Below are 24,503 nucleotides of genomic sequence, written 5' to 3' on the forward strand. Positions count from 1 at the left end.
GTCGCCGCCAGGTTCGACTGCCCCTTCGGGGGCCAGTCGGACTGTATTGACTGATCGTGCGCTGTGCGTACCTTCTGTGAAAGCCGGTATCCCTATGGACGCCACCCATTTCAGCACCTTTATCGATGCGCTTATCGACGATCTCACCCCGACATCCGTCCCAGAGGACGACGCCGACCGGATGCTGTGTCACCTGTTGGAGTCTCCGCGCCCCATCGTGGATGAACCAGCGTTGCTCGCGGTACTGGCTGCTGCAGTCACGGCGCGCAACGTGTTTGACCATGTGATCGCCCAGGCCGTCGCGGCCGCGGAACGGGCAGGTATCCCGAGCCGCAAGCACCTGCGCTCCGGCGCCGACCTACTCAGCCAACTGGGGATGTCACCGGGCGCCACGTGGCGTGCAGTCCGGGTCGGACGTGCGGCGCACACCCTGCCGGCGCTGACCCAGCAGCAGCGCCTCGGTTCGGTCGGGATCGAATTCGCCGACGCCATCGGCAAGGGAGTCACTCACATCACCGAACGGGTCACCTTGTCCGACAACGACCGCGCGAAGATCGTGACGAAGTTGATGATCGAGACCACGCCGTCGGATGTCGCCAAGAAGGCTCGCACAATCGCCATCGACAAGACTGCCGCGGCACCCTTGGCCGAGGATGTCGTACCGGTCGCGGAGAACACCGACCTCAACGACATGACCCTCGTGGTCAATGACGAAGGACGGGTGAACGTGGCCCTGGATCTCGATGCGCTCACCGGCGAGGAGCTCGTCGCAGCGCTCGATCCGTTGTGCCGGCCCGTACCGCTGCCGGACGGCTCACTCGACCCGAGGCCGGTTGGTCGACGTCGCGCCGATGCCTTCGGACAAATCATGCGGACCTACCTATCGAACTCGCAGCGCCCGATGTCGGGGGGTGTGCTCCCGCACGTCACCATGATCCGGCCCGCCGAACACGGAGTGGACACCCTCGGGTTCGGCGGCCCGGTCAGCGCCGCGACCGCTGAGCTGATCGCCTGTGACAGCACTTTGACTTCGGTGATCGTCGATCACTCGGGTGTACCACTGGATGTGGGTCGCAGCGAGCGGCTCTTCCCGCCCCATATCCGTAAAGGGCTGGCGGTCCGTGACGGTGGCTGCGCCCACCCCGGTTGTGGGCGGCCGGTGTCCTGGTGCGACGCCCACCACATCACCCCTTGGGAGCATGGCGGCACTACCAGCCTCGACAACGGGGTTTTGCTCTGCCGACTGCACCACACCGCCATCCACCACGGCGGCTGGCAGGTCTACCTCGGTGCCGACCGCCATCCCTGGTTCATACCACCGCATGACCCGACCGGACCCGAACCGGCGCACCTGCGCTCACACGCCCGCCGCACTATGACCGACCTGCCCACCGCTGCCTGACTTACTTCTTTACGCACCTTGATAACTCCACAGAGAACGTACACGCGGCGGGAACCGGCGAAGAAGACGCCGCCGGACCCGCCACGATGAATCCTGCCGTGACCCGTGCGACAGCCATTAGCCGCCCGTCCTGCCCGTCGGCTAGGGGCATTCCTCGGAATCGATCCGGACCACACCGAAGTCGATCGTGGTGCTCACGGTGAATGTGCCACCCGGCGCCGGCGTGGAGCTGCATACCTGCCAGTTTCGGTCACTGAGTTGCGCACGGTCCTGACCGGTGAGGTCCGTGGAGGTGCTCAACCACACCTGGCCGCCGCTCACCGACTGGATCGCATCTTGCGCACCCTGCAGGTCCATCCCGATCAGATTCGGCATGGTCCACGACGGCTCCGCCGACGCGGGCGGGCTCATCGCGATCGCAACACCGACCACTCCCGCCGCTATGACAACACTTTTCATCTCATTCTCCCTGGCTCGAAGTAGCCGCACATAGTCGCACCCACCACCGACAAGCCGTTCACTCTGTGCTCGGGGCGCGACCTACTCAGCACAACTGCGCATCCGCGGTGAGAATCGTCGGAGGCGTGGCCAGGCCCACGGGGCAGCGGGCCTCATGCGCGACGCCGGTACTCCGGGGATAGCTTCGACCGAAGAGGCCAATGTGTACCTAGCTTGTACCCGATGAAGTACGCGAGGATAAACACACCCACCGTCACCACGCCTACAACCACAAGCTGCACAATCTGGCCCCGCGCCACTCCATATCCCCAAGATGCGTCCTGATGACCGATCATCAGCGGCAGTAGAACAACTACCAGCGCAGATCCTGCCGCGTACCACCTACCTTCAGACGACGCGAGATACATCGCAACTATCAGCGCACACCCTCCCGTAACAACCGTGAACAACCACCACATCTTCGGCGCAGTGGCGAAGCCGGCGTATGCGTCTACCGCGTGATCAGACGAATCTTGTTCGGAGTCACTGAGATTGAAGGCGAACGTTCGCCCACGGATTCGCAGGTACGACGTCGTCATATACGCCCGCAGCACCATCACCCCTGCAATTGACGACGCGAACACAAGTCCGCCGCGCCAGTCTGGTGGGTAAATCGTGAAGAACGCCGCAAATACAGCCACGGCGGCACCTGCCCAATACAACCGCCGCTCCGCCGACGCGCTCTTGGTCGGCAACATGGGGAGGCCAAGACCTACAAGCATCATCGCCGCAAAGAACGGATTGATCATCGTCAGCTCGTCGCCATCTTGTAGCCCTGCTGCCCGGCCCATTCTCCTGCGAAAGAGCCCGCAACTCCGCCTACGAGTGCACCCACGAAGACACCCACCGGGCCACCCGGCGTACCGGCCCAAGCTCCGACTTCAGCCCCTAGCCACGTTCCCGCCATCCCGCCGCCGATTTTTGAACCCACCTCACCGATTGGAACGCCGTTGCTCACTTCATATAACGCGACGGTTGCTTCAAGCACAGTTCCGACGTGCCCTAGCTTGCTGGACACATTCTTTAGTGACTCAAGGTCCTCAGGCGTGTACGCGACGCCAGGCTTCCAGTGGTCACCGGTCGGCACCACCTCGCCATATTGCTTGATTGCTTCGGACTCACCTGCGGCAGCCTTGCTTCCGCCTTGCGCGAGCGCCACGAGTTCTTGGGGAACAGCGCCCTGGGACATTGCTTCGGCGGTTGCAGCAGCGCCCTCCGGAGTCATGCCGGCACGCTGCAACTCATCCTGAAAACGCTCAAGCACTAGGGCACGGCCGGCAGATTCGCTTCGATTGAGCCATTCGGTCGCCTCGTCAGGGGCCATCGTCGCAGTGCCTGCATAGCCCTGTTCCAGTTTCTGTTGCCACTCCAACCGCGTCTGCGCGCGAGACCGAGCGTCGCCGCCCATGACCGGATCCACTGGCAATGGTCCGCTGGCGTTGGCTGAATGGAAGTCATCGAGTCGCTGGTCGGCATATCGGATCTCGTCTACGCTCGCCGTCGCGTTGTTGATCGTTGCGAAGTCTCGAAGCCGGTCCGCAGCCGCCTGTTTCTCAGGAGTCCAAGGTCCAGGTCCGTTGACCAGTGCTTGATCGACCGACCGTTGGCCGGCGTCGTACTTGTCGGCTGTGGCTTGCGTCGCCGTCTCGAAGCCAGGGTTTCGCCCATCAGAGCCATCCGTCGCACCGGGCGCATACCCTTCGGCCGCCATCTCAGTACGCGATTGGTCAAGTTGTTCGCCATAGCCATCGCGAACCGCTTGAAGCTCCTTAACTGCTACGGCGGTGCGATCCACCGCCGCTTCTCTCAGCTCCGAAACATCCGCAGTGTCGCCGTTAGCGGCCGCGACTCTGAGTGCGTGATCGATCTGCCCATCAATGGCCTTCAAAGCGGCTTCAAGGTTGCTGATGGAGACAGCACCGCTCCGTTGGGCTTCGGCCAGGGAAGCGGCAATGTTCTGGAGATCGACAGCCACTTTCGCCAGCTTGTCTCGGTTGTAATTCATCGACTCAGTGGCACGCTGAACCTCAGCCGAGTCATTGATGGGATGGTCACCCCCGTCTTGCCGATCCCACGCCGACTCAAAGCGGGCCTTTGCTGCGAGAAATTCTTCTGAAGTTTCCTGACTACAGCTGCTGGCTTGCCGGAACGCAGACGCGAGCTCGCTGATCTCCCCGGGAGCCCCAGCTTGAATAGTCCGGTCCAACTCCCACGGGTCACCGCCCGCCGAGCCGATGAGGTCCCCGACCTTGAGGTGTTGTAGTTGCAGCGTCACGCGACGGTCAAGGAAGCGAGTTGCCTACGGCCGTCACATCGCTGGAAGCTACTTCGTCTTGGGCGACGAAAGTAGCGGCCGCGACGGTGGCCTTCTCGGCGAGACTGCCGAGTTCGCTGTAGTGACATTCCATCAGTTCGATGTGCGACTGAACCGCAGTGCTTAGTGCGGCTTGAAAGCTATCGGCGGTGTCAAACTCTCCGAAGATTCCCGATCTGAGCTGTGTAGCGGCAAACTGCGAGGCTCCTCGCTGCACAATAGAGGCCGCGCTGTTCGAATAGTCCGCGCCCATCCGCAGCAAATCAGTATCGACGATCATGTGGCTCCCCCCGGCAGTCAATTTGGATTCTACCGGCGGCCAGACGTTGTCTAGTGCACCAGTTTGGCTAGGAAAGTTCGAAGCCGAACCGCTCTAGAGACGCTAGCGGCGCGGATTCGGGGCTTTCAACGGCGACGAACACCCACGTTCTTCCATGGTCGTCGGTGCGGGTGGCATAGCCATGCTCGACCCCGATAGTGCCCACGTCACTGGCTGCCGCCGCGGGATCTTCGTACACACCGACCAGAACGCCATCTCGCCCTGGCGGAGTAATGCACAGCGCCACCGGGTCTGCCCCAGGAAGCCAAGAGTTCGGCGACGCATCCCCGACAGACGGACTGCCGCAGGCCGCGGTCAACCACGCCACGCCGTCGCGTGTCTCAAAGGGAGACTCCGACTCGGTCTGTTGCGCGACTGCCGATGAAGTCGACGGCGGGACGACCGGTTCGTCGGTTGCACAACCTGCGAGCACGAATGCGGTACTGAGAGCTAGCAGCGCTCCAGCAACATGGTGGCCCCGCCGTGTGACTGACATGCCGTTCTTCCTACCGCATACGGCGTCGGGTCCCCGCGCCGAGGGCCAACCGCACTCTTACGGTCGGCGATTCACTCTGCACTCAGGGCGCAACTCACTTGCACTTGTCCGCCACCACCGCAGAGCGAAGACGACCCAAGAGTCGTTGTCGCTCGGTTGTCGCTCATAGGCGGGCAACTCGAGCCCCCAAATTTCCGCGCGGCGACCGGAATCAGCGCCGGCCCGAAGGGATCGCATCGCTGTACGGCGCGGTGCTCCGACCAGCCACCGGGTGAACCACCATGTACACCAACCCGATTCCGATCACCACGACCGCCGACAGCGCCACGATCCAGTTGTCGTACCACGCCGCATCGGGAGTCCGCGGCCACGCCATGTTCACCATGGCGATCACGCCATACGCCAGCGCCGCGATGTTCACCGGCAGTCCCCACCGCCCCAGCGAGTACTTCCCGGACGGCACCCAGCCCTTTAGCCGGGCCCGCAACGCGGCCAGCACCACCATCTGGAAGGCGATGTAGATCCCCAGCGCCGCGAAACTGATGATCTTGGTGATGGCATCGGTGGAGAACCGCGACCCGATCACGATCACCGCCGGCACCACCGCCGCGATCACCAGTGCATAGGGCGGCACGTGGCGCGTCGCCGAAAACTTGCTCAACAGAGACGATCCCATGATCATCCCGTCGCGCCCGTACGAGTAAGCCAGCCGGCTCGCCGCAGCCTGCAGGCTCATCGCGCACGACAGGAACGAGATCAGCACGACCACCAGAATCACCTTGGAGCCGAATGGGCCGAACGCCTCATTCAGCACGGTGCTCACCGGGTCGGTGTCCTCACCGGCGATCACCCCGGGGATGTCGGCCACCGCGAGGATCAGCGCCAGGCACACGAAAGTAGCTGCGGCACCGCCGATGTAGATGGTGCGGCGCATCGCCTTGGGGATCAGCCGGCCCGGATCGGGCACCTCCTCGGCGACGTCACCGCACGCCTCGAAGCCGTAGTACTGGTAGATGCCGATCAAGGCGGCCGCGGCGAACGCAAACATGTAGTTGCCGTCCCCACCCGTGCCGAAGCTGTCGAACAACACCCCGAGGTTGTGCTCGCGGTGAGCGATCAGCAGCCAACCGCCGACCACCAGGGCACCGATGATCTCCGCAACGAATCCGATGATTGCCGCCTTGGCAAGGACCTTCGTGCCGAGGAAGTTGATCACCGTCGCAAACGCGATCAGCAACAGAGCAAACAGGATGATGTTGTCGGTGGTGGCTTCGATACCGAGGACAGCGGCGACGAACGGCCCGCCGCCATAGGTGACCGAGGCGATGGTGACCAGCAGCGCCACCAGATACACCCACCCGGTCATCCAGGCATATCGTCGCCCCCACAACCGCCGCGCCCACGGGTACACCCCGCCGGCGACCGGGAATTGGGCGACGATCTCGCTGAAGACCAACGCGACCAACAGCTGGCCGACACCGACGATCAGGAAGCTCCAGATCATCGGTGGCCCACCGGTAGCCAGCGCGAAAGCGAACAACGTGTAGACGCCGACGACCGGCGAGAGGTAGGTGAACCCGAGGCTGAAGTTGGCCCACGGGCTCATATCTCGCTTGAACTCCGACTTGAAGCCCAGCGCGTTGAGGTGCGCGGCATCGTCATCGGAGTGGGAAGCGTCCTCGGGGCGGGAGGTCGGTGGCGTGGCAGTGGTCATGAGCCTGCTCTCCTTCGGGCACGAAATCGCCAGTGAGCGAAAAACTACATTCCTATTGTTTAAGACGTCACCGAAACGGCAGAATTCGTCACTGATCCGGTACATTGCGACGTCAGGCCATCGGGGAGGGAGGCAGGCGTGGTGTCCTCACTGTCTCCCCTCGTCGCCCCCGATGCACCCGTCGGTCGGGCCGACGAAATCGTCCTGCGCATCACCGAGGCCATCCACCTCGGCCTGCTCGACGACGGCGAACGCCTCCCCGTCGAAGTCGACCTGGCCGCCCAGTTCGGCGTCGCCCCGATGACCGTCCGCGAAGCCCTGGCCACCCTGCGCGAGCAGCAGCTGGTCGAGACCAAGCGCGGCCGCAGCGGCGGCTCCTTCGTCCGCCGCCCCGAAGGCCCGCCGGTCGAGCAGCTCAAGGAACGCCTGGCCGCGATGAGCGCCTCGGACCTGCGCGACCTGTTCGACGAGCACACCGCGATCGCCGGGCAGGCGGCGAAACTCGCCGCCGAACGCGCCGCCCCCTACGCGGTCCGACGACTGTTCGCGCTCACCGATCAGCTCGGCGCGGCCGCGACCCTGGGCGACCGAATCCGCGCCGACAGCCGCTTTCACATCCAGGTGGCCGTCGCCTCCCAATCCGCACGACTGGCGCGGCGCGAAGCGAACCTGCAGGCCGAGCTCGCCGGGCTGATCTGGCTGCCCGTCGGCCCGGACATCGACGTCGCCGCTTACGTGGAAGCCCAGCACGCCATCGCCGCGGCGGTCGCCGCCGAGAACGCCGCCGAGGCGCGTCGGCTGGCCGAAGACCACGCCATGAGCCAGCTGGCCCGATTGACCACGGTGAATATGGATTTGGCCGTGCGATCATGACCGCACAGGAGCTGGCCGCCGAAGCCTCGAAAGCCGTCGAACCGTTCTACGGACTGCTCGACGTGGTCGCCGAGGAAGTGCTGCGCAGCCGCCCGCCGCGGGCCGCGCTCACCGAGACGCACTTCTCCGGGCTGCAGCGCCTGCTCGCCGAACTCCTCACGCACGAGCACGGCCTGTGGGGCATGGGCTTCGTCGCCGCACCCTCGGTCGTCGAGGGCCGCGACCGCTATATGGCCTGGTGGCAGCGGCACAACGAACGCGTCGCCCGGCTACGGCTGAACTTCGACCCGAACAGCATCGACGTCTACGACTACCTGCAGATGGACTGGTATCAGCTGGCGCAGCGTGGTCAGCAGCGCGTCGCCTACGGCCCGTATGTCGACTACAGCGGCTCGGACATGTACACCATCACCGCGACCATCCCGGTGATCGCCGACGGCACCTTCCTGGGCGTGGCCGGCGCCGACCTGGTGGTCGGCGACGTCGAACGCCGGCTCATCGAGGTGTTGCGCCACACCGACGAGGACGCCGTCGTGGTCAACACCGAGCGCCGCGTCATCGCCGCGAACACCCCGCGCTGGCTGGTCGGCTCCCGGCTCGACACCGTGCCCACCGAAGACAACACGTTCCACGAGGTGGCCGAACTGCCCCTCGGCAACGGTTGGTCCGTTGCCATCGCAACGAGCTGAACGAGCGGTTACCCAGACTTAACTCCCAGCCCTTGACATTAAGCCTCTATTTCTAGAGTCTTTAAAGGCATCCGGTCACGCACCCTGGAGGTAGCCCCGATGTCGCCCGTCCCCCTCGATGAGGTCCCGCACTTCGACGTAAGCGACCCGGAATTCTCGCTGACGTCCGCCGAGGTGCACGACGCCCGCGAACGCAGCTGGTACGCCACCACCCCGTACGGCATCGCGGTGCTGCGCTACGCCGAGATGAACAAACTGCTCAAGAGCCGCCAGCTCCGCCAGGGCAGCATCGCCTGGCCCGCGCACAACGGCGTCACCGAAGGCCCGTTCGCCCAGTGGTGGGCCAGCTGGCTGCTCAACAAGGAGGGCGAGGAGCACCGCCGCCTGCGCCGCCTGATGACCCCGGCCTTCACCCAGCAACTCATCGCCGGCCAGGTCCCCCGATTCCAGGCGCTGGCAGGCGAACTCGTCGACGCCTTCGCCGCACCCGACCGCTGCGAATTCATGAACGAATTCGCCGAGCCGTACTCGGCCCGGGTCACCGCCATCATGCTCGGCACCCCCGAGGAGGACTGGCGCATCCTCGCCAAGGAGGCCACCACCATCGGCCTGGCCATGGCGGTCACCCTCAAGGACGACCTCGCCGAGATCGAGGCCGCCCTGGCCCGCCTGTATGACTACTGCGACGCCCAGATCGCCGACCGCCGAAAGACGCCGCGCGAGGACTTCGTCACCGCGTTCGTCAACGCCGCTGACCCCGAGGACGGCAGGCTGTCCGACGAGGAACTGCGCGACGGCCTGACCATGCTCATCTTCGCCGCCTTCGACACCACCCGAAATCAGCTCGGCCTGGCCATGCAGACCTTCCTGGCCAATCCCGACCAATGGCGGCTGCTCGCCGAGCGCCCCGACCTCGGCGGCAAGGCCGTCGAGGAGATCATGCGCCTGAACCCCACCACCCGCTGGGTGACCCGCGAGGTGGTCGAGGACTTCGAATACGAGGGTGTGCAACTCAAGGCCGGCACCACCGTGCACCTCTACGCCGAGGCCGCCGGCACCGACCCGCGCGTCTACACGCCCGGCTTGGACATCACCGCAGAACGCAAGCCGCACTTCGGGTTCGGCGGCGGTCTGCACTACTGCCTGGGCCACTTCGTCGCCCGCGCCGATATGAGCGAGGCGCTGCCGCTGCTGGCCCGGCGCATGGTCGACCCGCACGAACTGCCCGGCGCCACCTGGCTTCCCGACTCCGGAAACACCGGACCCATCACCCTCCCCATCGGCTTCACCCCAGCCCCCTGACCCAGGAGATCCGATGACCACCACCCCGCTCGACGCGCACCGGCAGGCCAACGCCACCAGCGCACACCTGGCCCAAGCGCTGGAGACCATCGCCGACCGCGGGGTGGAGTTCGTCTACTTTCAGGCGATCACCATCACCGGCCGAGTCGTCGGAAAGGTGGCCCCCGCCCGGCATTTCGAGCGCCTCGCCGTCAAGGGGGTGCAGCAGCACCAGACCGCGATCGCCAATCTGCAGGGCACCCGGGAAGGCGTGCTCCTGGCCGGCGGGGTGAACGCCCCGGAGTACACCGCGATCCCCGACCTGGACACCTTCGCCGTGCTGCCCTGGGACACCAGCTTCGCCCGGGTGTTCTGCCGGCTCTACGAACCCGACCACCTGGCCGTCGACGCCGGCATTGAACTGGCCTGCGACTCCCGCGCCCTGCTGCAGCGGGCGCACACCGGCTTCACCGACCGCACCGGCCTGGAACTGCGCACCGGCTGCGAACCCGAGATGACCTGGCAGGGTGAAGGACTGGAAGCCCAGTTCCGGCCCGGATCCAGCCCGGCCTATCACATCGAGCATTTGGAACGGAACCGCCCGATCGTCAAGAAGGTCGTCGAATACGCCCAAGCACTCGGCCTGGACATGATCGAGGGCGACTACGAGGACGAGTTCCAGGTCGAGCTGAACTTCATGTACGACCACGCCAACCTGACCGCCGACCGGCTGACCACCTACCGGCAGATCTGCAAGCAGGTCGCCCGCGAACTCGGCATCCAGGCCAGTTTCATGCCCAAACCCGCCACCGGCATGATGGGCAACGGCTGCCACCACAACTTCAGCCTGTGGCGCGACGGCGTCAACGTGCTCGTCGAACCCGGCGTCACCGAACTGCACCTCTCCGAGATCGGCAAGCACGCCCTCGGCGGGCTGCTGTCCCATTCGGCCGGGGCCATGCTGGTCAACGGCTCCACGGTGAACTCCTACAAACGCTATTGGGACGCCGGGCAATTCGCGCCGTCGAAGATCAACTGGGGCCTGGACAACAAGACCTGCACGGTGCGGCTGTCGGCCAACGGGCGCCTGGAATACAAGCTGCCCGACGCCGCGGTCAATCCCTATCTATCCCATACGATCCTGCTCGCGGCGTGCGAGGACGGCATGAAGAACGCCACCGATCCCGGTGCGCCGTGCCAGGGCTCGTCGTATGACACCCCGCAGGACGAGCGGTTCCCGGCACTGCCGCTGACCCTCGGTGACGCGATCACGGCCTTCCGCAAGGACACCGTCATCACCGAGACGTTCGGCCCGAAACTCTCCGCACTGCTCATCGACTTCCACACCGATGAGTGGGCCCGATTCTGTGGATATGTCACCGACTGGGAGCGTGAAATGTATTGGAATGATGCCCCGTGACCGCATTGAGGCTCGCCTGCCTGGACGCCGAGGCCCCACCGCTGTTCACGCTGTGGACCCCGGAGACCGGCCGCACCGGCTATGAACCCGGTGTCGCCGAGGCGCTCGGCGCCGAACTCGGCCGCGAGGTCGAATGGGTGCGGGTGCCGTGGGTGGACATGATCCCCGCGGTGCAGCGCGGGGACGCCGACGCCGTGCTGTGCGGGCAGGGCATCACCGCCGAACGCCGGGCCCAGGTCGATTTCACCCGCCCGTACGCGATCTTCCATGAGGGCGTGCTGATCCGGCGCGGCGACGACATCCACTCCGCCGAGGACCTGGTGGGCCGCAAGGTCGCCGCCATCGAGAACAGCACCAATATGGCGCTGGCCCAGACCTTCACCGGCGCCGAGCCGGTCGCCTTCGGTGCGGGAAGCGACGACGTGTACGCCGACATGCTGGCCGCACTGCTGGCCAAGGATGTCGACGCCGTGGTCGACGACGATGTGGTGTTCGTGCCGCTCGGCGCCACCCATCCGGACTACGAGCTCGCCTTCACCGTGCAGACCGCCAACCGGTGGGGCCTCGCGGTATCCAAGGACCGGCCCGACACGCTGGCCGAGATCGACGGCGCGCTGGGCCGGCTCATCGACTCCGGGCGTTTGCGCGAGGTGTGGACCCAGCACCTGCCGACCCTGGACTACCCATTCTGACCGTGCGACCGCTGATCGCGGTCACCGGTCGCCGGGCCGCGCAGGCACCGATCCTGCGTTTCTCGGCGACCCTGGCCGCCGAGGCGATCTGCGAGGCGGTGTGGGCGGCCGGCGGTGAACCGGTGATCCTGCACGGACCGGCCGCCGACCCACTCGCCGAAATGCCGCAGCGACTGGAGGCGTTCGACGGGGTGCTGCTGCCCGGCGGCGCCGACGTGGAACCACAACGCTACGGAGCGGAGCCCGCCCCGGAGACCACCGACACCGTCGCCTTCCAGGACGACTTCGAGCTGGGCGTCATCCGCGCGCTGCTCGACACCGGCATCCCGGTGCTCGCGATCTGCCGCGGACTGCAGGTGCTCAACGTCGCGCTCGGCGGCACCCTGCACCAGCATCTGCCCGAAGCCATGCACCACAACAGCATTCACGAAGTGCACGTCCAAAACAGATCCCGGCTGCACACCATCGTCGGCGCCGAGAGCATCCAGGTCTCCTCCTACCACCACCAAGGGATCGACCGGCTCGGACGCGACCTCGCCGTCACCGCCACCTCGGCCGACGGCGTCATCGAGGCCGTCGAGCACCGCCGCGCCGATATCCTCGCGGTGCAATGGCATCCCGAGGACCGGCACGCCGAATCCCCCACCGACGCGGCACTGTTCGCCGACCTGGTCGACCGCGCCCGCAAACGAAAGGCCAATCGATGACCGCCCTGGTTCGCCTGCCGGACGTCCTGCCGGACCTGCCCGCACCGGACGTGCCGCGGGCCCACATCTGTGTGCTGGCCTCGCTGAACTACCCCGATATCAGCGACGCCGACGTCGCACTGGTCAAGCGGTTCACCAAGGTCGCGCTGACCACCCTGATCGCGCTGGGCGCCGACTTCGAGTTCTTCGACACCAGCGAAGCGCTCGACAATCCCTCGTCGGCAGCGTATTTCGACGGGCTGCTGCTACTCGGCGGCGGTGACGTCGACAATTCCTGCTACGGGATGAGCACCCCGCACCCCACGACCTACGGGGTGGACGGCCGCGCCGACCGCGATGCGTTCGCCGCCATCGCCGCGGCCGAGGCCGCCGACCGCCCGATCTTCGGGATCTGCCGAGGCTCGCAGCTGCTCAACGTGTTCCGCGGCGGCACCCTCATCGGCGATATCGAGGACTACGCCCCGCACCACGGCGCCCCGGGTGAGCCGGAGTTCGTCGACGAACCCGTCGACATCATGCCCGGCACCCGGCTGGCGGCCATCCTGGGCACCGACCGGGTCAGCGCACGCAACGGGCATCACCAGGCGGTGGACAAACTCGGCGGCGGGCTGGTGGTCGCGGCCCGCGCGCTGGACGGCATCACCGAGGGCATCGAGGATCCCAAGCGGTTCTTCCTGGGCGTGCAGTGGCATCCCGAGGACGATGACGGCCCGGCCGCCGACCGGCTGGCGCTGTTCGGCGCGTTCGTTGACGCTGCGGAGCAGGCGCGGAACCGCAGTGTCGCGGCGGTGTTACCGGCGAACTAGCTAGACGCGTGCCCGTCGGCGCACCCGGGCCGGAATAGGCGCGGCGGCGACCATCGTGAACGGGACAGCGAGCGGGAAATCTTCTGCGAGGGACTCGATTTCGACAGACCGGATGATGGTGGCCAACGCCAGAGTCGCTTCCAGCATGGCGAAGTGGTCACCGATGCACGTCCGCGGCCCTGCGCCGAACGGAATGTACTGCCAGCGGTCCATCGTGCTCATGTTCTCGGGGTTGAACCGCTCCGGGTCGAACGTCTCCGGGTCGGTCCACAGATCGGGGTTTCGGTGCATACCGAAGACGCCAACCAGAACCATGCTGCCTTCGGCTATCCGGTAGCCGTCCACCGAGATATCGCGCATCGCCGTGCGGCCCGCGACCGCGACCGGCGGGCACAGACGCAGCGCCTCCCGGATCACCTGCACCGTGTAGCTCAGCGCCGTCACGTCATCCGGACCGAGCGGGCGGTCTCCCAGTGTCGCGACTTCATCCGCCACGCGTTGCTGAATCTCCGGGTGCCGCCCCAGCTCCCAGAGCGTGTACGCGATGGTGGTCGCGGTGGTGTCGTGACCGGCCACCATGAATGCGATGAGATCGCTGGCGATATCGAAGTCGGACAGGTACTGGCCGGTGTCGGGATCTGTCGCCTGAATCAGCGCCTGCACCAGCGGCGCGTCGCGGTCCGGATGGGCACGGCAGGCCGCGACGACCTCGTCGGCCAGTTCCCGCATGCTTGCCACGGCCGCTCGTGCGCGCCGGCGTGCCGGGGTGGGCAGCCAGCGCGGCGCCCGCACCGGGCGCATACCGCGGTCGGCCACATAGCCCAGTGCGGTGTTGAGGGGTTCGGCCAGACCCTCGGCCCGATCACCGAGATCCATACCCAGCACCGTCTTACCGAGCACCTGCATGGTGAGCCGGCGGGCTTCGGCGTCGAGATCCACGCCGGCGGCGTCGCCCCAGCCCGCCGCGATCGCTTCGGCCGTCTCGGCCATGTGATGACCGAGTCCCGAAACATGCTGGCGGGTGAACACCGGCTGCAGCGTTCGCTTGCGCGAGCGCCACGGCACGTTGGGGAGATCAGCCAGGTTGTCCCCCATCAGGTGCCGCATCTCCTCGTGCACGAGGGTGCGATCGCAGGAGTCGTTGTTGCGCGCGAGGACGTCGCGGGCACCCGTCGGGGACATGACGAACACGATCGAGGGACCCGTGCCGGCCGGGCCCAGCAGCACCCGGGTGAGCGCGCCCCCGGATTTCAGAAGTGTCACCTGCCCGTGGTGATAGTGCCGCGCGGCTGTCATCCGTTGCCGCAGGGGCAGCGGATTGGCCGGCACGAGCGGCAGACTGGCGACGTCCTGTGACTCGGTGACCGGCTCAGACATGGGAACTCCTGCGGGTGTGGAGTGGCTGTGGGCTGAACACTATCTGGCGCTGCGGCTCAACACGATCCGAGACGATCCGCGGAGCCATCCCCCAAGAGCTCCGCGGATCGTCCTGCGAATCGGTCCGGCGCACCCCATGAGCGCCGGCCGATCGAACCCTCAGCCATCCGTAGCGGCGTCGATGTTGAACTGCCCCGTGCGGATGAGCGAGGTGACGGCGGCATCCCACCGTTGCAGCTGGGTCGGCGTGTAGAACGGTTCGGGAATGTGGCGTTCGATGTGTTGGCGGAGGATGATCGCACCGACGCGCAGGATCAGCGGGTTGATGGTGGCCCACAGCAGATCGAGATCCGACCGCACCAGGCCGTGCTCGGCGAATTTGTCGCCCTGGGCGGAGCTGATCCGCACGAGCCCGTCGAAGATGACGGCACCGATCTCCTCGCCCTGGCTCAGGGCGTGCGCGACATAGTCCATGACGTCGGGGTATCGATGCACGAGCTGGGCGAACCGGCCGCGCAGTTCCACCAGATGATCGGCCGGCGGCTCGGGCATCGGCGTCGATTCCAGGATCTCACCGAAGACCCGCAGGACGTACTCGTCGACCGCTGCCGTCAAGCCGGCCTTGTTGCCGAAGTAGTGCTGCACGAGCCCGACGCTGACGCCGGCGGCGTCGGCAACCGCCCTCAGCGGCGTGTTGGAAACGCCTTGTTGCGAAAAGGATTTGATGGCGGCATCCAGTATGCGCTCCCGACTGGACGGCTCGGCGGGCGTCGACTCCCGAAGGAACACAGTGCCAGTCACCACGGCAACAATACGGCAGTCTTGGTTCAGCATACAAGTGTCCAGTATTGCCATATCGCCGTGGGGTAATGCAATATGCACATATGGGTCGCCTGTGAGTGGCCTGTGAGGCGGGGGACAGAAACGTGAATTCGGCACTGCGACAGCAGATCCAAGCGGCATGCGACGCCGTGTACCGCGACCCGGATGACGCGGGCGCCATCGAACGATTGCGCGGGCTGCTCGGCGCCCAGGCAGGGGTGTCGCAAGCAATTTGGCGCCGACTGGTGAAGCTGGCCTGCGACAAGTTGTACGACTCCCCGGAGGACCAGGACTCCCGCGACCTCCTATTGGTCCTACTGACCGTCCGCGGATCGGCCACACTGTAGGGGTGACGGCGAAAAAGCGGGACACATCACCCAAGCGGGGTTGGCTGACGCCGCAACAGCAGCGCGCCTGGGTCGCCTATATGCGGGTGCAGCTGCGGATGAACTACGAGATGAACCGCCAGCTGCAGGCCGACTCGAAGCTGTCGCTGTCCGATTACGACGTGCTGGTGGCGCTGAGCGGCAACCGCGACCAGGCCATGCGCATCAGTGATCTGGCCGCCCAGATCGGCTGGGAGCGCAGCAGGCTGTCACATCAGTTGCGCCGCATGGAGGAACGCGGCCTCACCGAGCGCCGGCCCAGTACCGAGGACGGTCGCACCAGCAACGTGGTGCTCACCGAGCAGGGCCGCGCCGCCATCGCCGAGGCCGCCCCCGCGCATGTCGACCTGGTGCGCAGCCTGTTCTTCGATCCGCTGCCGGACAACCTGCTCGCCCCGCTCACCGCGGCGCTGGAGCATATCCACGTCAATCTCAACCTGAACAGCTCGCTACCGCCCGCACCGGGCTAGCATTGGGTGAAATATCACTCAAAGGAGGCCGTTCATGAGCGACGCAATCACCCGCCTGATGGAAGCCAACCTGCTCGCCGTCTTCGATGAACGCGACCCGCAACGCCGCGCCGCGGCGATCGCCGCCACCTACTCCCCCGATGTGCAGTGGTTCGATGACGAAGGCGTCGCCACCGGCCACGCGGCACTGGACGCCAAGGCCGCCGAACTGCAGGAAAAACTCCCCGGACTGCACTTCGTCGCCGCAGGTCCCGTCCGCCAGACCCGCGGGCTGGGCTTTCTCGCCTGGGAGGTGCGCACCCCGGATGACACCGCGGTGGCCTCGGGGTTCGACGTCGCCGAGATCGCCGAGGACCGCATCATCAAGCTGTGGACCATCCTGACCCAGGAATAGGTGACACATCACCTATGTTGCACCGAGCGCACCGCATGAACCTTCCAAGAAACGGAGCTCGATCATGGGACAACTCGAGGGCAAGACCGCACTGGTGACCGGAGGAACTTCCGGTATCGGTCTGGCCACCGCCCAACGCTTCGCCGCCGAAGGCGCCTACGTCTTCATCACCGGCCGCGACCGCGCCCGCCTCGACGAGGCCACCGCGACGATCGGCGACAACGCCCGCGGCGTGCAGGGCGACATCAGCAATCCTGACGACCTCGACACCCTCGCCGCCGAAATCAGCGCGCACGGAAAGGGTCTGGACGTCATCTTCGCCAACGCCGGTGGCGGTGACTTCGCCGTACTGCCCGACGTCACCGTCCAGCACTACCGGGACACCTTCGACCGCAACGTGGCCGGCACCGTCTTCACCGTGCAGAAGGCGCTGCCCCTGCTCAACGAGGGGGCCTCCATCGTGCTGGCCGGCTCCACCGCGGCGTCAGAGGGTGTGCCCGCGTTCGGGATGTACGCCGCGTCCAAGGCCGCCATCCGATCGCTCGGACGCACCTGGGCCGCCGAACTCATCGACCGCAAGATCCGGGTCAACACCATCATCCCCGGCCCCATCGAAACCCCCGGGCTGGCCGGGCTGGCTCCCGCCGAGGAGCAACAGGCGCTGCTGGACGGCATGGCCGCCGGGGTACCGATGAAACGCCTCGGCCACGTCGACGAGATCGCCTCGGCCGTACTGTTTCTCGCCTCGGACCAGAGCAGCTACATGACCGGCGCGGAACTCGCCGCCGACGGCGGGCAGCTGCAGCTGTAGCCGTTCAGAGGTCGAGCACCAGCCGTCCACCGGCGGACCGCGACACGCACAGCAGCATCTGCCCGGCTTCGCGCTGCTCGTCGGTCAACAGGCGGTCGCGGTGCTCGATCTCGCCTGTCACCACCTGCTGGGCGCAACTGCCGCAGAATCCCTGTTGGCAGGAGTAGCTCACGTCCGGCCTGGCCGCGAGCAGCGCCGCCAGCGCACTCTGGTCGGCGGGCACCGCAATCACCTCGGCGCTGCGCTGCAGCTCGAGTTCGAACGGCTTGCCGTCGACCACCGGCACCGGTGAGAAGCGCTCGATGTGCAGCTCGGCGCGATCCGGGACGGCGCCGCGCACCACGTCCATCATCGGCGGCGGCCCGCAGGCGTACACCGCCGTCCAGGGCGTCACGTCATCGAGAAGATCTGCGGGCGTGGGTAACCCGGACACATCATCGGTGAGCACCCGCACCCGGTCGCCGAACGCCTCCAGCTCGTCGAGGAACGGCAGAGTGTCGCGGCGCCGTCCGGTGTAGCGCAGCGACCAGTCCATCCCGAGGCGATCGGCAAGGCGCACCATCGGCAGGATCGGGGTGATTCCGATGCCGCCGGCAATGAAACGCAGCCGCTCGGACCGGGATCCGGACCCCGGCAGCGGCATCATGAAGGCGTTGCGCGGGCCGCTGATCTCGATGACCTGGCCCACGCTCAGGCCGTGCACCTCGATCGAGGCGCCGTCCTCACCGAGGATCTGACGCACCGCGATGCGGTACCGGTCCGGCTGGTCGGGGTCCCCGCACAGCGAGTACTGCCGGGTTCGCCCGGACGGCAGGTGCACGTCGATATGGGCGCCGGCGTGCCACTGCGGCAGATCCCCGCCGTCGGGCGCCATGAGCGTCAGCGCGACGACATCGCGGTCGCGGGCGACGTGCCTACGCTCCTCGATCACCACGGCCCGGCGGTGGGTGCGGCGCGGGAGTTCCGGAGGCTCTTTGTCACCGCCGAGGCGGGTGACCACCGACAGGAAGTGCGGAACCGCCGTGCCGGCGATCCGGATCAGCAGGTCCGAGGACTTGCCGTACAGCCCCGGCGGCGGCTCACCGTCATAGGGCCGCAGCAGGCGCGTCAGCCGTTCACCCATGGGTGGCGCGAGCCGCCGGCGAACTGGCGAGATAGGCGACCGCCTGGGCGGTGCTGCCCTCGTCGACCGGGTCGTAGTCGCGGCGCAGCAGCGTGAGCCCGGAGGAACCCAGGTAGCGGAACGTCGGCAGCGCGCCCGTCTTACCGGACTTGCGCAGCTGCCACAGCAGCCGCGGGTAGCGCATGTTCGGCAGCGCCGGGTCCTGGTGCACCAGGTACTTGGTGCCGCGCAGCATCATGGCGAAGAAGACCGCGCTGACCATCACTCCGCCGAGGGCCTGCGCGACGTAGTCCATGCCGAAGTACTTGGCGACGTTGAACGAGACGTGCCGGTGCTCGACCTCTTCGGCCCCGTGCCAGCGGTACAGGTCGGTCAGCGTCGGATCGGCGCCCAGTTCGTCCCAGCGGTTGTTGAGCGCCCAGTGGCCAAGCACACCGGTGTAGTGCTCGGCGGCGCACAGGGCGTGGCAGCCCGACTCCAGCGCCTTGCGCCGCTTGGCCGGTTCGGCCTGATCGACCCTCCGTTCGTACTGGCCGGCCACCCACTCCAACTGCCGGGTGAAGGGCTCCGGGTCGATGCCGTGCCGGCGCAGGTATTCCTGCAGCACGTTGTCGTGGGTGCGGGCGTGCACGTTCTCCTGGCCGATGAATCCGACGATTTCCTCCCGCAGATGCTCGTCGCGGACGTATACCAGCGAGTCGGACAGCAATTTGCTGAACCAGCGCTCGGCGACCGGGAGGAACAGGTTGAGCGCGGTGACCGAATGCGAGGCGTACGGATCGCCGGGAATCCAGTGCAGCGGGGCGTCTGACCAGTCGAATTGCACGTTGCGCGGCCGCAGGGCGACTTCTTCGGGTGCGAATTTGTCGGGGGCAGCACTCATGGCCCGGTCTTCGGTCATCCACCCATGATGCCCTGCGTCGGGGTTGCCCAAACAACCGTTGGCTAAGGACAGGTAGCCCACTACGCTACTGCGCTCCCCCGCGGTCGGAGAGCCTCAGAGTGAGCCCGGTGACCGGGCCACGCGATCAGGGGGTCCCGATGGAGCAGGCCGAACTCGACGTCCGACGAAGAGAGTTGCGCGCCAAGGCGATCGAATGGTTGCGACGCTATCTGCCGCTGGAGATCGCAGGCTGGATCGGCGAGCTCGGAGCGGCCGGCGTCGCCTACGCCTCGACAGGCTCGCTGGCCATCGCGGCGATCGCTGCCACCATCGGTTCGTCTATTGGCTATTACCTGCCCGCCTACGCCAACGCGTTCCGCTGGACTTGGCCCACGGTCGAGGCCCGCACCGTGGTCGGCCGGGTGGTGTTGACGAACCTGCTGGCCGTGCGCAGCCTGACGATGGAGTTCGGGATCGCCGAGGTCATCGACAGTGCCCTGGTCCGGCCCGGCCTCATCTTCGCCGCGCCGGTGCTGCTCGACCAGGTGCTGCTCGGCTGGATCGTCGGCGGCTTCCTCGCCGACGTCGTGTTCTACGTCTGCACCATCGTCAGCTACGAGAAGTTCAATCGCTGGCTGGCGCGGCGGCCCGAACCGGTCGCCATCCTGGAGCCGGTACTGCCATGACGCTGCTGCTCGATCCGCCGGACGAATCCACCTTCACCCGGATCCACCGCTTCCTGGCCGACACCGGGCCGGCCACCCCGTGCCTGATCGTCGATCTCGACGCGGTGCGCCGCCGCTACCACGACATCCGCGCCGCGGTGCCCGCCACCGTGCACTACGCGGTGAAGGCCAACCCCGCACCGGAGATCGTGGAACTGCTTGTCGCGCAGGGCTCGTCGTTCGACGTGGCGAGCACCGTCGAGATCGACCTGTGCCTGCGCAGTGGGGCGAACCCGGACGCGCTGTCCTACGGCAACACCATCAAGAAGGCCCGCGATATCGCCTACGCGCACCGCGTCGGGGTGCGGACCTTCGTCTCCGACAGCGAACCCGACCTGCGCGCCATCGCCGACCACGCGCCCGGCGCGCAGGTCCTGGTCCGGATCGCCGCGCACGGCGAGGGTTCGGCGCTGCCGTTCGGGCCGAAGTTCGGGTGCCGGCCCCCGCAGGCAGTGGCACTGCTGCGGCTGGCCCGCCGGCTGGGGCTGGTCCCACTCGGGGTGGCGTTTCATCCCGGCTCCCAGCAGCTGGACACCGGGGCCTGGGACGAACCCATCGCCGCGGCAGCCGCTATCACCCGCGCCCTGCGCGCCGACGGGATCGAGCCGAGCACCCTGGACATCGGCGGCGGGCTGCCGGCCACCTACCGCGACACCACACCCGGCCTGGCCGACTACGGCGACGCCATCACCGCGTCGCTCAGCCGGCACTACGGGACCCGCGCGCCGCGGCTGATGATCGAGCCGGGCCGGGCCATGGTCGCCGACGCCGGCCTCATCCGCTCCGAGGTCGTGCTGGTGGCGCCGCGCGACACCGACGGCGGACGGCGCTGGGTGTACCTGGACATCGGGAAGTTCGGTGGCCTGGCCGAGACGAGCGGCGAGGCCATCGCCTACGCGATGCGCACCGGTGCCGACGGCGGCCCCGACGGCCCGGTGGCCATCGCGGGACCGACCTGTGACAGCGAGGACGTCCTCTATCACCGCACCGATTACCGGCTGCCGCTGTCGTTGCAGGCCGGGGATCAGGTCGATCTGCTGGCCGCGGGCGCCTACACGGCGAGCTATTCGGCGATCGAGTTCAACGGGTTCGCGCCGCTGCGCACCTACTGCATCTGAACACCCCACGAAAAGGATCCGACATGAACAGCTACAAGACCGCACGTGCTGCGGTACAGGCCCGGGACGCCGAACAGCAGATCGACGCCGTCCGGCTACGGGAATTCGACACCTTCGCGAAGTTCTCCGATGCGGACCTGCACCGCCTGGTCCACGCCGCGCACCGCACCTCGACCTCCGGTCCGTGGCCGCTGATCCTGGAGCAGACTCCCTCGGACTCCTGCTACATCCTGCTCAGCGGGGAGGCCGCGGTGTACATCGGCCGGGACCGGGTCGCGGTGGTGGGCCCGGGAGAGGTGATCGGCGAATCCGCGCTGCGCCGTGGGAGGCTGCGCAACGCGACGGTGACGACGATCGGCAAAGCCGAGGTGTTGCACATCGCGCGCGATGATCTCGATGTGCTGCTGCAACAGATTCCGGCCCTGCGGGAGACCATGGACGCGACGGTCGCCAAGCATGTGCCGGCGGCGGTCACCGAGGACCCGCACTAGTCAGGTGCGCGCGGCGTAGATCCGCGCGTCCCAGCCCTGCAGCTGCAGCGACGTCGAGCCGGCCGGCGTCCCCGGGAGATTGCCGAGCAGCAACTCGGCCGCCTCCCACTGCGGGCCGACGTCAACGGTGCGGGGTGCGCGGCCGCAGTTGGCGATCACCAGCAGCGTCGCGTCCCCGTCGGCACGGGTGTAGGCCCAGAGCTGCGGGTCGTCGGCGAACAGCGGAGTGAAGTCGCCGTCGGCCAGGACGGGCAGTTCGTGCCGCAGCCGGATCAGGGCCTGGTAATGCGAGAGCACGGAATCCGGTGCGCCTGTTTGTGCCTCGGCGTTCAGCCACAGGTGATTCGGGTTGACCGGTAGCCACGGCTGCCCGGCGCTGAAGCCGGCGTGCGCGCTCGCGTCCCACTGCATGGGGGTACGGGCGTTGTCGCGGCTCATCCGGGCCAGCCCGGCCAGCGCCGCCGCGGTGTCACCACCGAGTGCGACCACCTCGTTGTAATAGTTCACGGCTTCGAGGTCCCGATGATCCTGCGGGAACCGGAACGGGTAGTTCGTCATGCCGAGCTCTTCGCCCTGGTAGATGAACGGCGTGCCGCGCATCCCGTGCAGGATCGTGGCCAGCGCCTTGGCCGAGGCCGCCCAGTAGGCGGGGTCGTCATCGCCGAACCGGGACACCACCCGCGGCTGATCGTGGTTGTTCCAGTACAGGCTGTTCCAGCCCACGTCGGCCAGCGCGGCCTGCCAGCGGTGCATGGTGTCCTTGAGCACCACGAGGTCGAGCCCGCGGTAGTCGAACTTGCCGGTCGGGCTCTGGTCGATGGCCATGTGCTCGAACTGGAACACCATGTCCACCTCGCCGCGCGCGGGATCGGTGTACAGCCGGGCCTCATCGGTGGTCACGCCGGGCATCTCACCGACGGTGAGGTATTCGCCGTCCCGCCCGCCGAACACGGCGCGGTGCATCTCGGCGAGGTACTCGTGCACGTGTGGCCCGTCGGCGAACCCGTCGAAGGCGACGATGTGGCGCTGCAACGGCACCGGGCGGGCATCGGGCAGCCCGTCGACCTTGGAGATGAAGTTGATGACGTCCATCCGGAACCCGTCCACACCGCGGTCCAGCCACCAGATCATCATGTCCTGCACAGCTTTTCGCACCTGTGGGTTGTCCCAGTTCAGGTCCGGTTGCTTGCGGTCGAACAGGTGCAGGTAGAACTGCTCGGTGCCGGAATCCCAGGTCCAGGCCGGACCGGAGAAGAACGATCCCCAGTTGTTCGGTTCGCCGCCGTCGCGGGCGTCGCGCCAGATGTACCAGTCCCGCTTCGGGTTGTCGCGTGAAGACCGCGACTCGGTGAACCACGCGTGCTCGTCGGAGGTGTGATTGACCACCAGGTCCATCACCAATTTCATGCCGAGCGCGTGCACCTTCGCGATCAGCGTGTCGAGGTCGGCCAACGTCCCGAACAGCGGGTCCACATCGCGGTAATCGCTGATGTCGTAACCGTTGTCGGCCTGCGGAGAGCGGTAGATCGGCGACAACCAGATCACGTCCACGCCGAGCGTGGCGAGGTGATCGAGCCGTTGCAGGATGCCGCCCAGATCCCCGATGCCGTCGCCGTCGGAATCGGCGAAGCTGCGCGGATAGATCTGGTACACCACGGCAGATTTCCACCACGAAGTCATGCGCGGCTCCCGATCACGTTGCGGTACACGTCCACATACTTGTCGACCATCGCCGCAATGGTGAAGCGGCCCACGGTCAGCTCACGGATTTTCGGGCGGTCCAGCGCGGCGGCCGCATCGACGGCGGCCACCGCCGCGTCGAGATCGTCGACCAGATAACCGGTGACCCCGTGGTCGATCAGTTCGCTCATCGAACCGCGGTTGTGGGCGATCACCGGTGTGCCGCAGGCCATCGCCTCCACCACGCTGTAGCCGAATGGCTCGTCGAAGTCGATGAGGTGCAGCAGCGCGTGCGCACCGCCGAGCGCCTCGGCGCGCCCGGACGCGTCGACGGGACCGAGGTAGCGCACCGTCTCGCCGAGGTGCGGTGCCACCGCGTCGCGAAAGTAGTCCTCGTCCTGGATGATTCCGGCGATATCGAGGCGGCGTCCGCAGCGCCGGGCGACCTCGATGGCCCGCGCGGTGCCCTTGTCCGGGTGGATCCGCCCGAAGAACAACAGGTGCCCGCCGGGATCGGGGTGCACGGCGAACTGGTCGGTGTCGATGCCGTGGTGGATGGTGGCGGCGTAGCGCAGGGCGGGATGGCGGTCGGCATCACTGATGGAGACGTAGGCGCCGTGGCCGTTGTAGCGCTGGTAGACGGGAACGATGCGCTCCGAGGAGAATCCGTGGATGGTGGTGACCACCGGGGTGTCGACCAGAGCGCTGTAGGTGAGTGGCAGGAAGTCGAATCCGTTGTGGATGACCTCGAATTCGCCGGCCCGTTCGAAGACCGACGCGATGTGCAGGCATTCGGCGACCTTGGCGTCGACCGTCTCGTCCTCGGACCAGCCGCACGCCGCCGTCGACACCAGCTCGGCGGAGGTGATCGAGTCGGCGGTGGCGAACAGCGTGACCTCATGCCCGGCCGCGACCAGACCCTCGGTGAGCAGTGACGCGAACTGTTCCCAGGGACCGTAGTGCCGCGGTGGTGTCCGCCAGGCGATCGGTGCCAGCACGGCCACTCGGACGG

General features: G+C 66.9%; 26 protein-coding genes. 15 read left to right on the forward strand and 11 right to left on the reverse strand.

Translation table 11 applies throughout. The features are described from left to right. Positions 1-94 precede the first annotated feature (94 nt). Positions 95-1,402, forward strand: a complete 1,308-nt coding sequence (locus ASE48_RS13030; protein ID WP_057167509.1) for an HNH endonuclease signature motif containing protein — start codon at positions 95-97, stop codon at positions 1,400-1,402. A 141-nt stretch (positions 1,403-1,543) separates the two neighbouring features. On the opposite strand, the gene ASE48_RS13035 is transcribed toward ASE48_RS13030, so the two are convergent. The 5 genes from ASE48_RS13035 to ASE48_RS13055 all read right to left on the reverse strand — a co-directional run bounded on the left by ASE48_RS13035 (position 1,544) and on the right by ASE48_RS13055 (position 6,743). Further along, positions 1,544-1,861, reverse strand: coding sequence for a hypothetical protein (locus ASE48_RS13035; RefSeq protein WP_057167510.1), 318 nt, complete (start codon positions 1,859-1,861; stop codon positions 1,544-1,546). Between the two features lie 152 nt (positions 1,862-2,013). Further along, positions 2,014-2,649: a hypothetical protein gene (locus ASE48_RS13040; protein WP_156409175.1), complete on the reverse strand. Its 636-nt coding sequence runs from the start codon at positions 2,647-2,649 to the stop codon at positions 2,014-2,016. Between the two features lie 2 nt (positions 2,650-2,651). Further along, positions 2,652-4,175: a putative alpha/beta hydrolase gene (locus ASE48_RS13045; protein WP_057167512.1), complete on the reverse strand. Its 1,524-nt coding sequence runs from the start codon at positions 4,173-4,175 to the stop codon at positions 2,652-2,654. Positions 4,176-4,182: 7 nt separating this feature from the next. Next, positions 4,183-4,494, reverse strand: coding sequence for a DUF2563 family protein (locus ASE48_RS13050; protein ID WP_057167513.1), 312 nt, complete (start codon positions 4,492-4,494; stop codon positions 4,183-4,185). A gap of 746 nt (positions 4,495-5,240) precedes the next feature. Beyond that, positions 5,241-6,743 carry an APC family permease gene (locus ASE48_RS13055; protein ID WP_057167514.1) on the reverse strand — a complete coding sequence of 501 codons (1,503 nt, stop codon included), beginning with the start codon at positions 6,741-6,743 and terminating at the stop codon, positions 5,241-5,243. 138 nt (positions 6,744-6,881) lie between these two features. Between ASE48_RS13055 and ASE48_RS13060 the strand changes: the two genes are divergently transcribed. The 7 genes from ASE48_RS13060 (at position 6,882) to ASE48_RS13090 (ending at position 13,211) form a co-directional block, all read left to right on the forward strand. Further along, positions 6,882-7,616 (forward strand): GntR family transcriptional regulator, encoded by a 735-nt coding sequence (locus ASE48_RS13060; protein WP_235571131.1) that lies wholly within the window; start codon positions 6,882-6,884, stop codon positions 7,614-7,616. Then, positions 7,613-8,305, forward strand: a complete 693-nt coding sequence (locus ASE48_RS13065) for a cache domain-containing protein (protein ID WP_057167515.1) — start codon at positions 7,613-7,615, stop codon at positions 8,303-8,305. Before ASE48_RS13060 ends, ASE48_RS13065 begins: the two co-directional genes overlap by 4 nt. Before the next feature lie 99 nt (positions 8,306-8,404). Further along, the gene (locus ASE48_RS13070; RefSeq protein WP_057167516.1) at positions 8,405-9,607 is read left to right on the forward strand and encodes a cytochrome P450; all 1,203 of its coding nucleotides are present in this window, start codon (positions 8,405-8,407) and stop codon (positions 9,605-9,607) included. Positions 9,608-9,620: 13 nt separating this feature from the next. Continuing rightward, complete coding sequence (locus ASE48_RS13075) at positions 9,621-11,006, forward strand: glutamine synthetase family protein (protein WP_057167517.1); 1,386 nt, start codon at positions 9,621-9,623, stop codon at positions 11,004-11,006. Further along, on the forward strand, positions 11,003-11,698 hold the full coding sequence (locus ASE48_RS13080) for an ABC transporter substrate-binding protein (protein ID WP_057167518.1): 696 nt from the start codon (positions 11,003-11,005) through the stop codon (positions 11,696-11,698). Before ASE48_RS13075 ends, ASE48_RS13080 begins: the two co-directional genes overlap by 4 nt. 2 nt (positions 11,699-11,700) lie before the next feature. Further along, positions 11,701-12,405: a gamma-glutamyl-gamma-aminobutyrate hydrolase family protein gene (locus tag ASE48_RS13085; protein ID WP_057167519.1), complete on the forward strand. Its 705-nt coding sequence runs from the start codon at positions 11,701-11,703 to the stop codon at positions 12,403-12,405. Further along, complete coding sequence (locus tag ASE48_RS13090; RefSeq protein ID WP_057167520.1) at positions 12,402-13,211, forward strand: gamma-glutamyl-gamma-aminobutyrate hydrolase family protein; 810 nt, start codon at positions 12,402-12,404, stop codon at positions 13,209-13,211. Before ASE48_RS13085 ends, ASE48_RS13090 begins: the two co-directional genes overlap by 4 nt. On the opposite strand, the gene ASE48_RS13095 is transcribed toward ASE48_RS13090, so the two are convergent. Together ASE48_RS13095 and ASE48_RS13100 are read right to left on the reverse strand one after the other, a co-directional pair. Then, positions 13,212-14,588 carry a cytochrome P450 gene (locus ASE48_RS13095; protein WP_057167521.1) on the reverse strand — a complete coding sequence of 459 codons (1,377 nt, stop codon included), beginning with the start codon at positions 14,586-14,588 and terminating at the stop codon, positions 13,212-13,214. 159 nt (positions 14,589-14,747) lie between these two features. Further along, complete coding sequence (locus ASE48_RS13100; RefSeq protein ID WP_235571133.1) at positions 14,748-15,389, reverse strand: TetR/AcrR family transcriptional regulator; 642 nt, start codon at positions 15,387-15,389, stop codon at positions 14,748-14,750. A gap of 125 nt (positions 15,390-15,514) precedes the next feature. On the opposite strand from ASE48_RS13100, the gene ASE48_RS13105 reads away from it, so the two are divergent. The 4 genes from ASE48_RS13105 to ASE48_RS13120 all read left to right on the forward strand — a co-directional run bounded on the left by ASE48_RS13105 (position 15,515) and on the right by ASE48_RS13120 (position 17,471). Continuing rightward, entirely contained in the window at positions 15,515-15,757 is a 243-nt protein-coding gene (locus tag ASE48_RS13105; protein WP_057167523.1) for a hypothetical protein, read from the forward strand. 2 nt (positions 15,758-15,759) lie between these two features. Then, positions 15,760-16,266 carry a MarR family winged helix-turn-helix transcriptional regulator gene (locus ASE48_RS13110; RefSeq protein WP_057167524.1) on the forward strand — a complete coding sequence of 169 codons (507 nt, stop codon included), beginning with the start codon at positions 15,760-15,762 and terminating at the stop codon, positions 16,264-16,266. Between the two features lie 34 nt (positions 16,267-16,300). After that, on the forward strand, positions 16,301-16,660 hold the full coding sequence (locus tag ASE48_RS13115) for a nuclear transport factor 2 family protein (RefSeq protein ID WP_057167525.1): 360 nt from the start codon (positions 16,301-16,303) through the stop codon (positions 16,658-16,660). 64 nt (positions 16,661-16,724) lie between these two features. Beyond that, complete coding sequence (locus tag ASE48_RS13120; RefSeq protein ID WP_057167526.1) at positions 16,725-17,471, forward strand: SDR family oxidoreductase; 747 nt, start codon at positions 16,725-16,727, stop codon at positions 17,469-17,471. A 4-nt stretch (positions 17,472-17,475) separates the two neighbouring features. Here the strand turns inward: ASE48_RS13120 and ASE48_RS13125 are convergent, their stop codons facing one another. Continuing rightward, the gene (locus ASE48_RS13125; protein ID WP_057167527.1) at positions 17,476-18,594 is read right to left on the reverse strand and encodes a PDR/VanB family oxidoreductase; all 1,119 of its coding nucleotides are present in this window, start codon (positions 18,592-18,594) and stop codon (positions 17,476-17,478) included. Beyond that, complete coding sequence (locus ASE48_RS13130) at positions 18,587-19,495, reverse strand: metal-dependent hydrolase (RefSeq protein WP_057167528.1); 909 nt, start codon at positions 19,493-19,495, stop codon at positions 18,587-18,589. Before ASE48_RS13130 ends, ASE48_RS13125 begins: the two co-directional genes overlap by 8 nt. Before the next feature lie 110 nt (positions 19,496-19,605). Here ASE48_RS13130 and ASE48_RS13135 point away from each other — a divergent pair, with 110 nt between their 5' ends. From ASE48_RS13135 to ASE48_RS13145, 3 genes are read left to right on the forward strand one after another with little or no spacing between them, the layout of a single operon-like run. Continuing rightward, complete coding sequence (locus ASE48_RS13135; protein WP_235571135.1) at positions 19,606-20,163, forward strand: hypothetical protein; 558 nt, start codon at positions 19,606-19,608, stop codon at positions 20,161-20,163. Then, complete coding sequence (locus tag ASE48_RS13140; protein ID WP_057167530.1) at positions 20,160-21,320, forward strand: type III PLP-dependent enzyme; 1,161 nt, start codon at positions 20,160-20,162, stop codon at positions 21,318-21,320. The genes ASE48_RS13135 and ASE48_RS13140 overlap by 4 nt, the downstream gene beginning before the upstream one ends. Before the next feature lie 23 nt (positions 21,321-21,343). Next, entirely contained in the window at positions 21,344-21,811 is a 468-nt protein-coding gene (locus ASE48_RS13145) for a cyclic nucleotide-binding domain-containing protein (protein WP_057167531.1), read from the forward strand. On the opposite strand, the gene ASE48_RS13150 is transcribed toward ASE48_RS13145, so the two are convergent. Together ASE48_RS13150 and ASE48_RS13155 are read right to left on the reverse strand one after the other, a co-directional pair. After that, positions 21,812-23,491 (reverse strand): alpha-glucosidase, encoded by a 1,680-nt coding sequence (locus tag ASE48_RS13150; RefSeq protein WP_057167532.1) that lies wholly within the window; start codon positions 23,489-23,491, stop codon positions 21,812-21,814. Continuing rightward, positions 23,488-24,489, reverse strand: a complete 1,002-nt coding sequence (locus ASE48_RS13155) for a glycosyltransferase family 4 protein (protein ID WP_082614190.1) — start codon at positions 24,487-24,489, stop codon at positions 23,488-23,490. The genes ASE48_RS13150 and ASE48_RS13155 overlap by 4 nt, the downstream gene beginning before the upstream one ends. Positions 24,490-24,503 lie beyond the last annotated feature (14 nt).

Source organism: Mycobacterium sp. Root265 (genome assembly GCF_001428895.1).
GTDB lineage: Bacteria > Actinomycetota > Actinomycetes > Mycobacteriales > Mycobacteriaceae > Mycobacterium.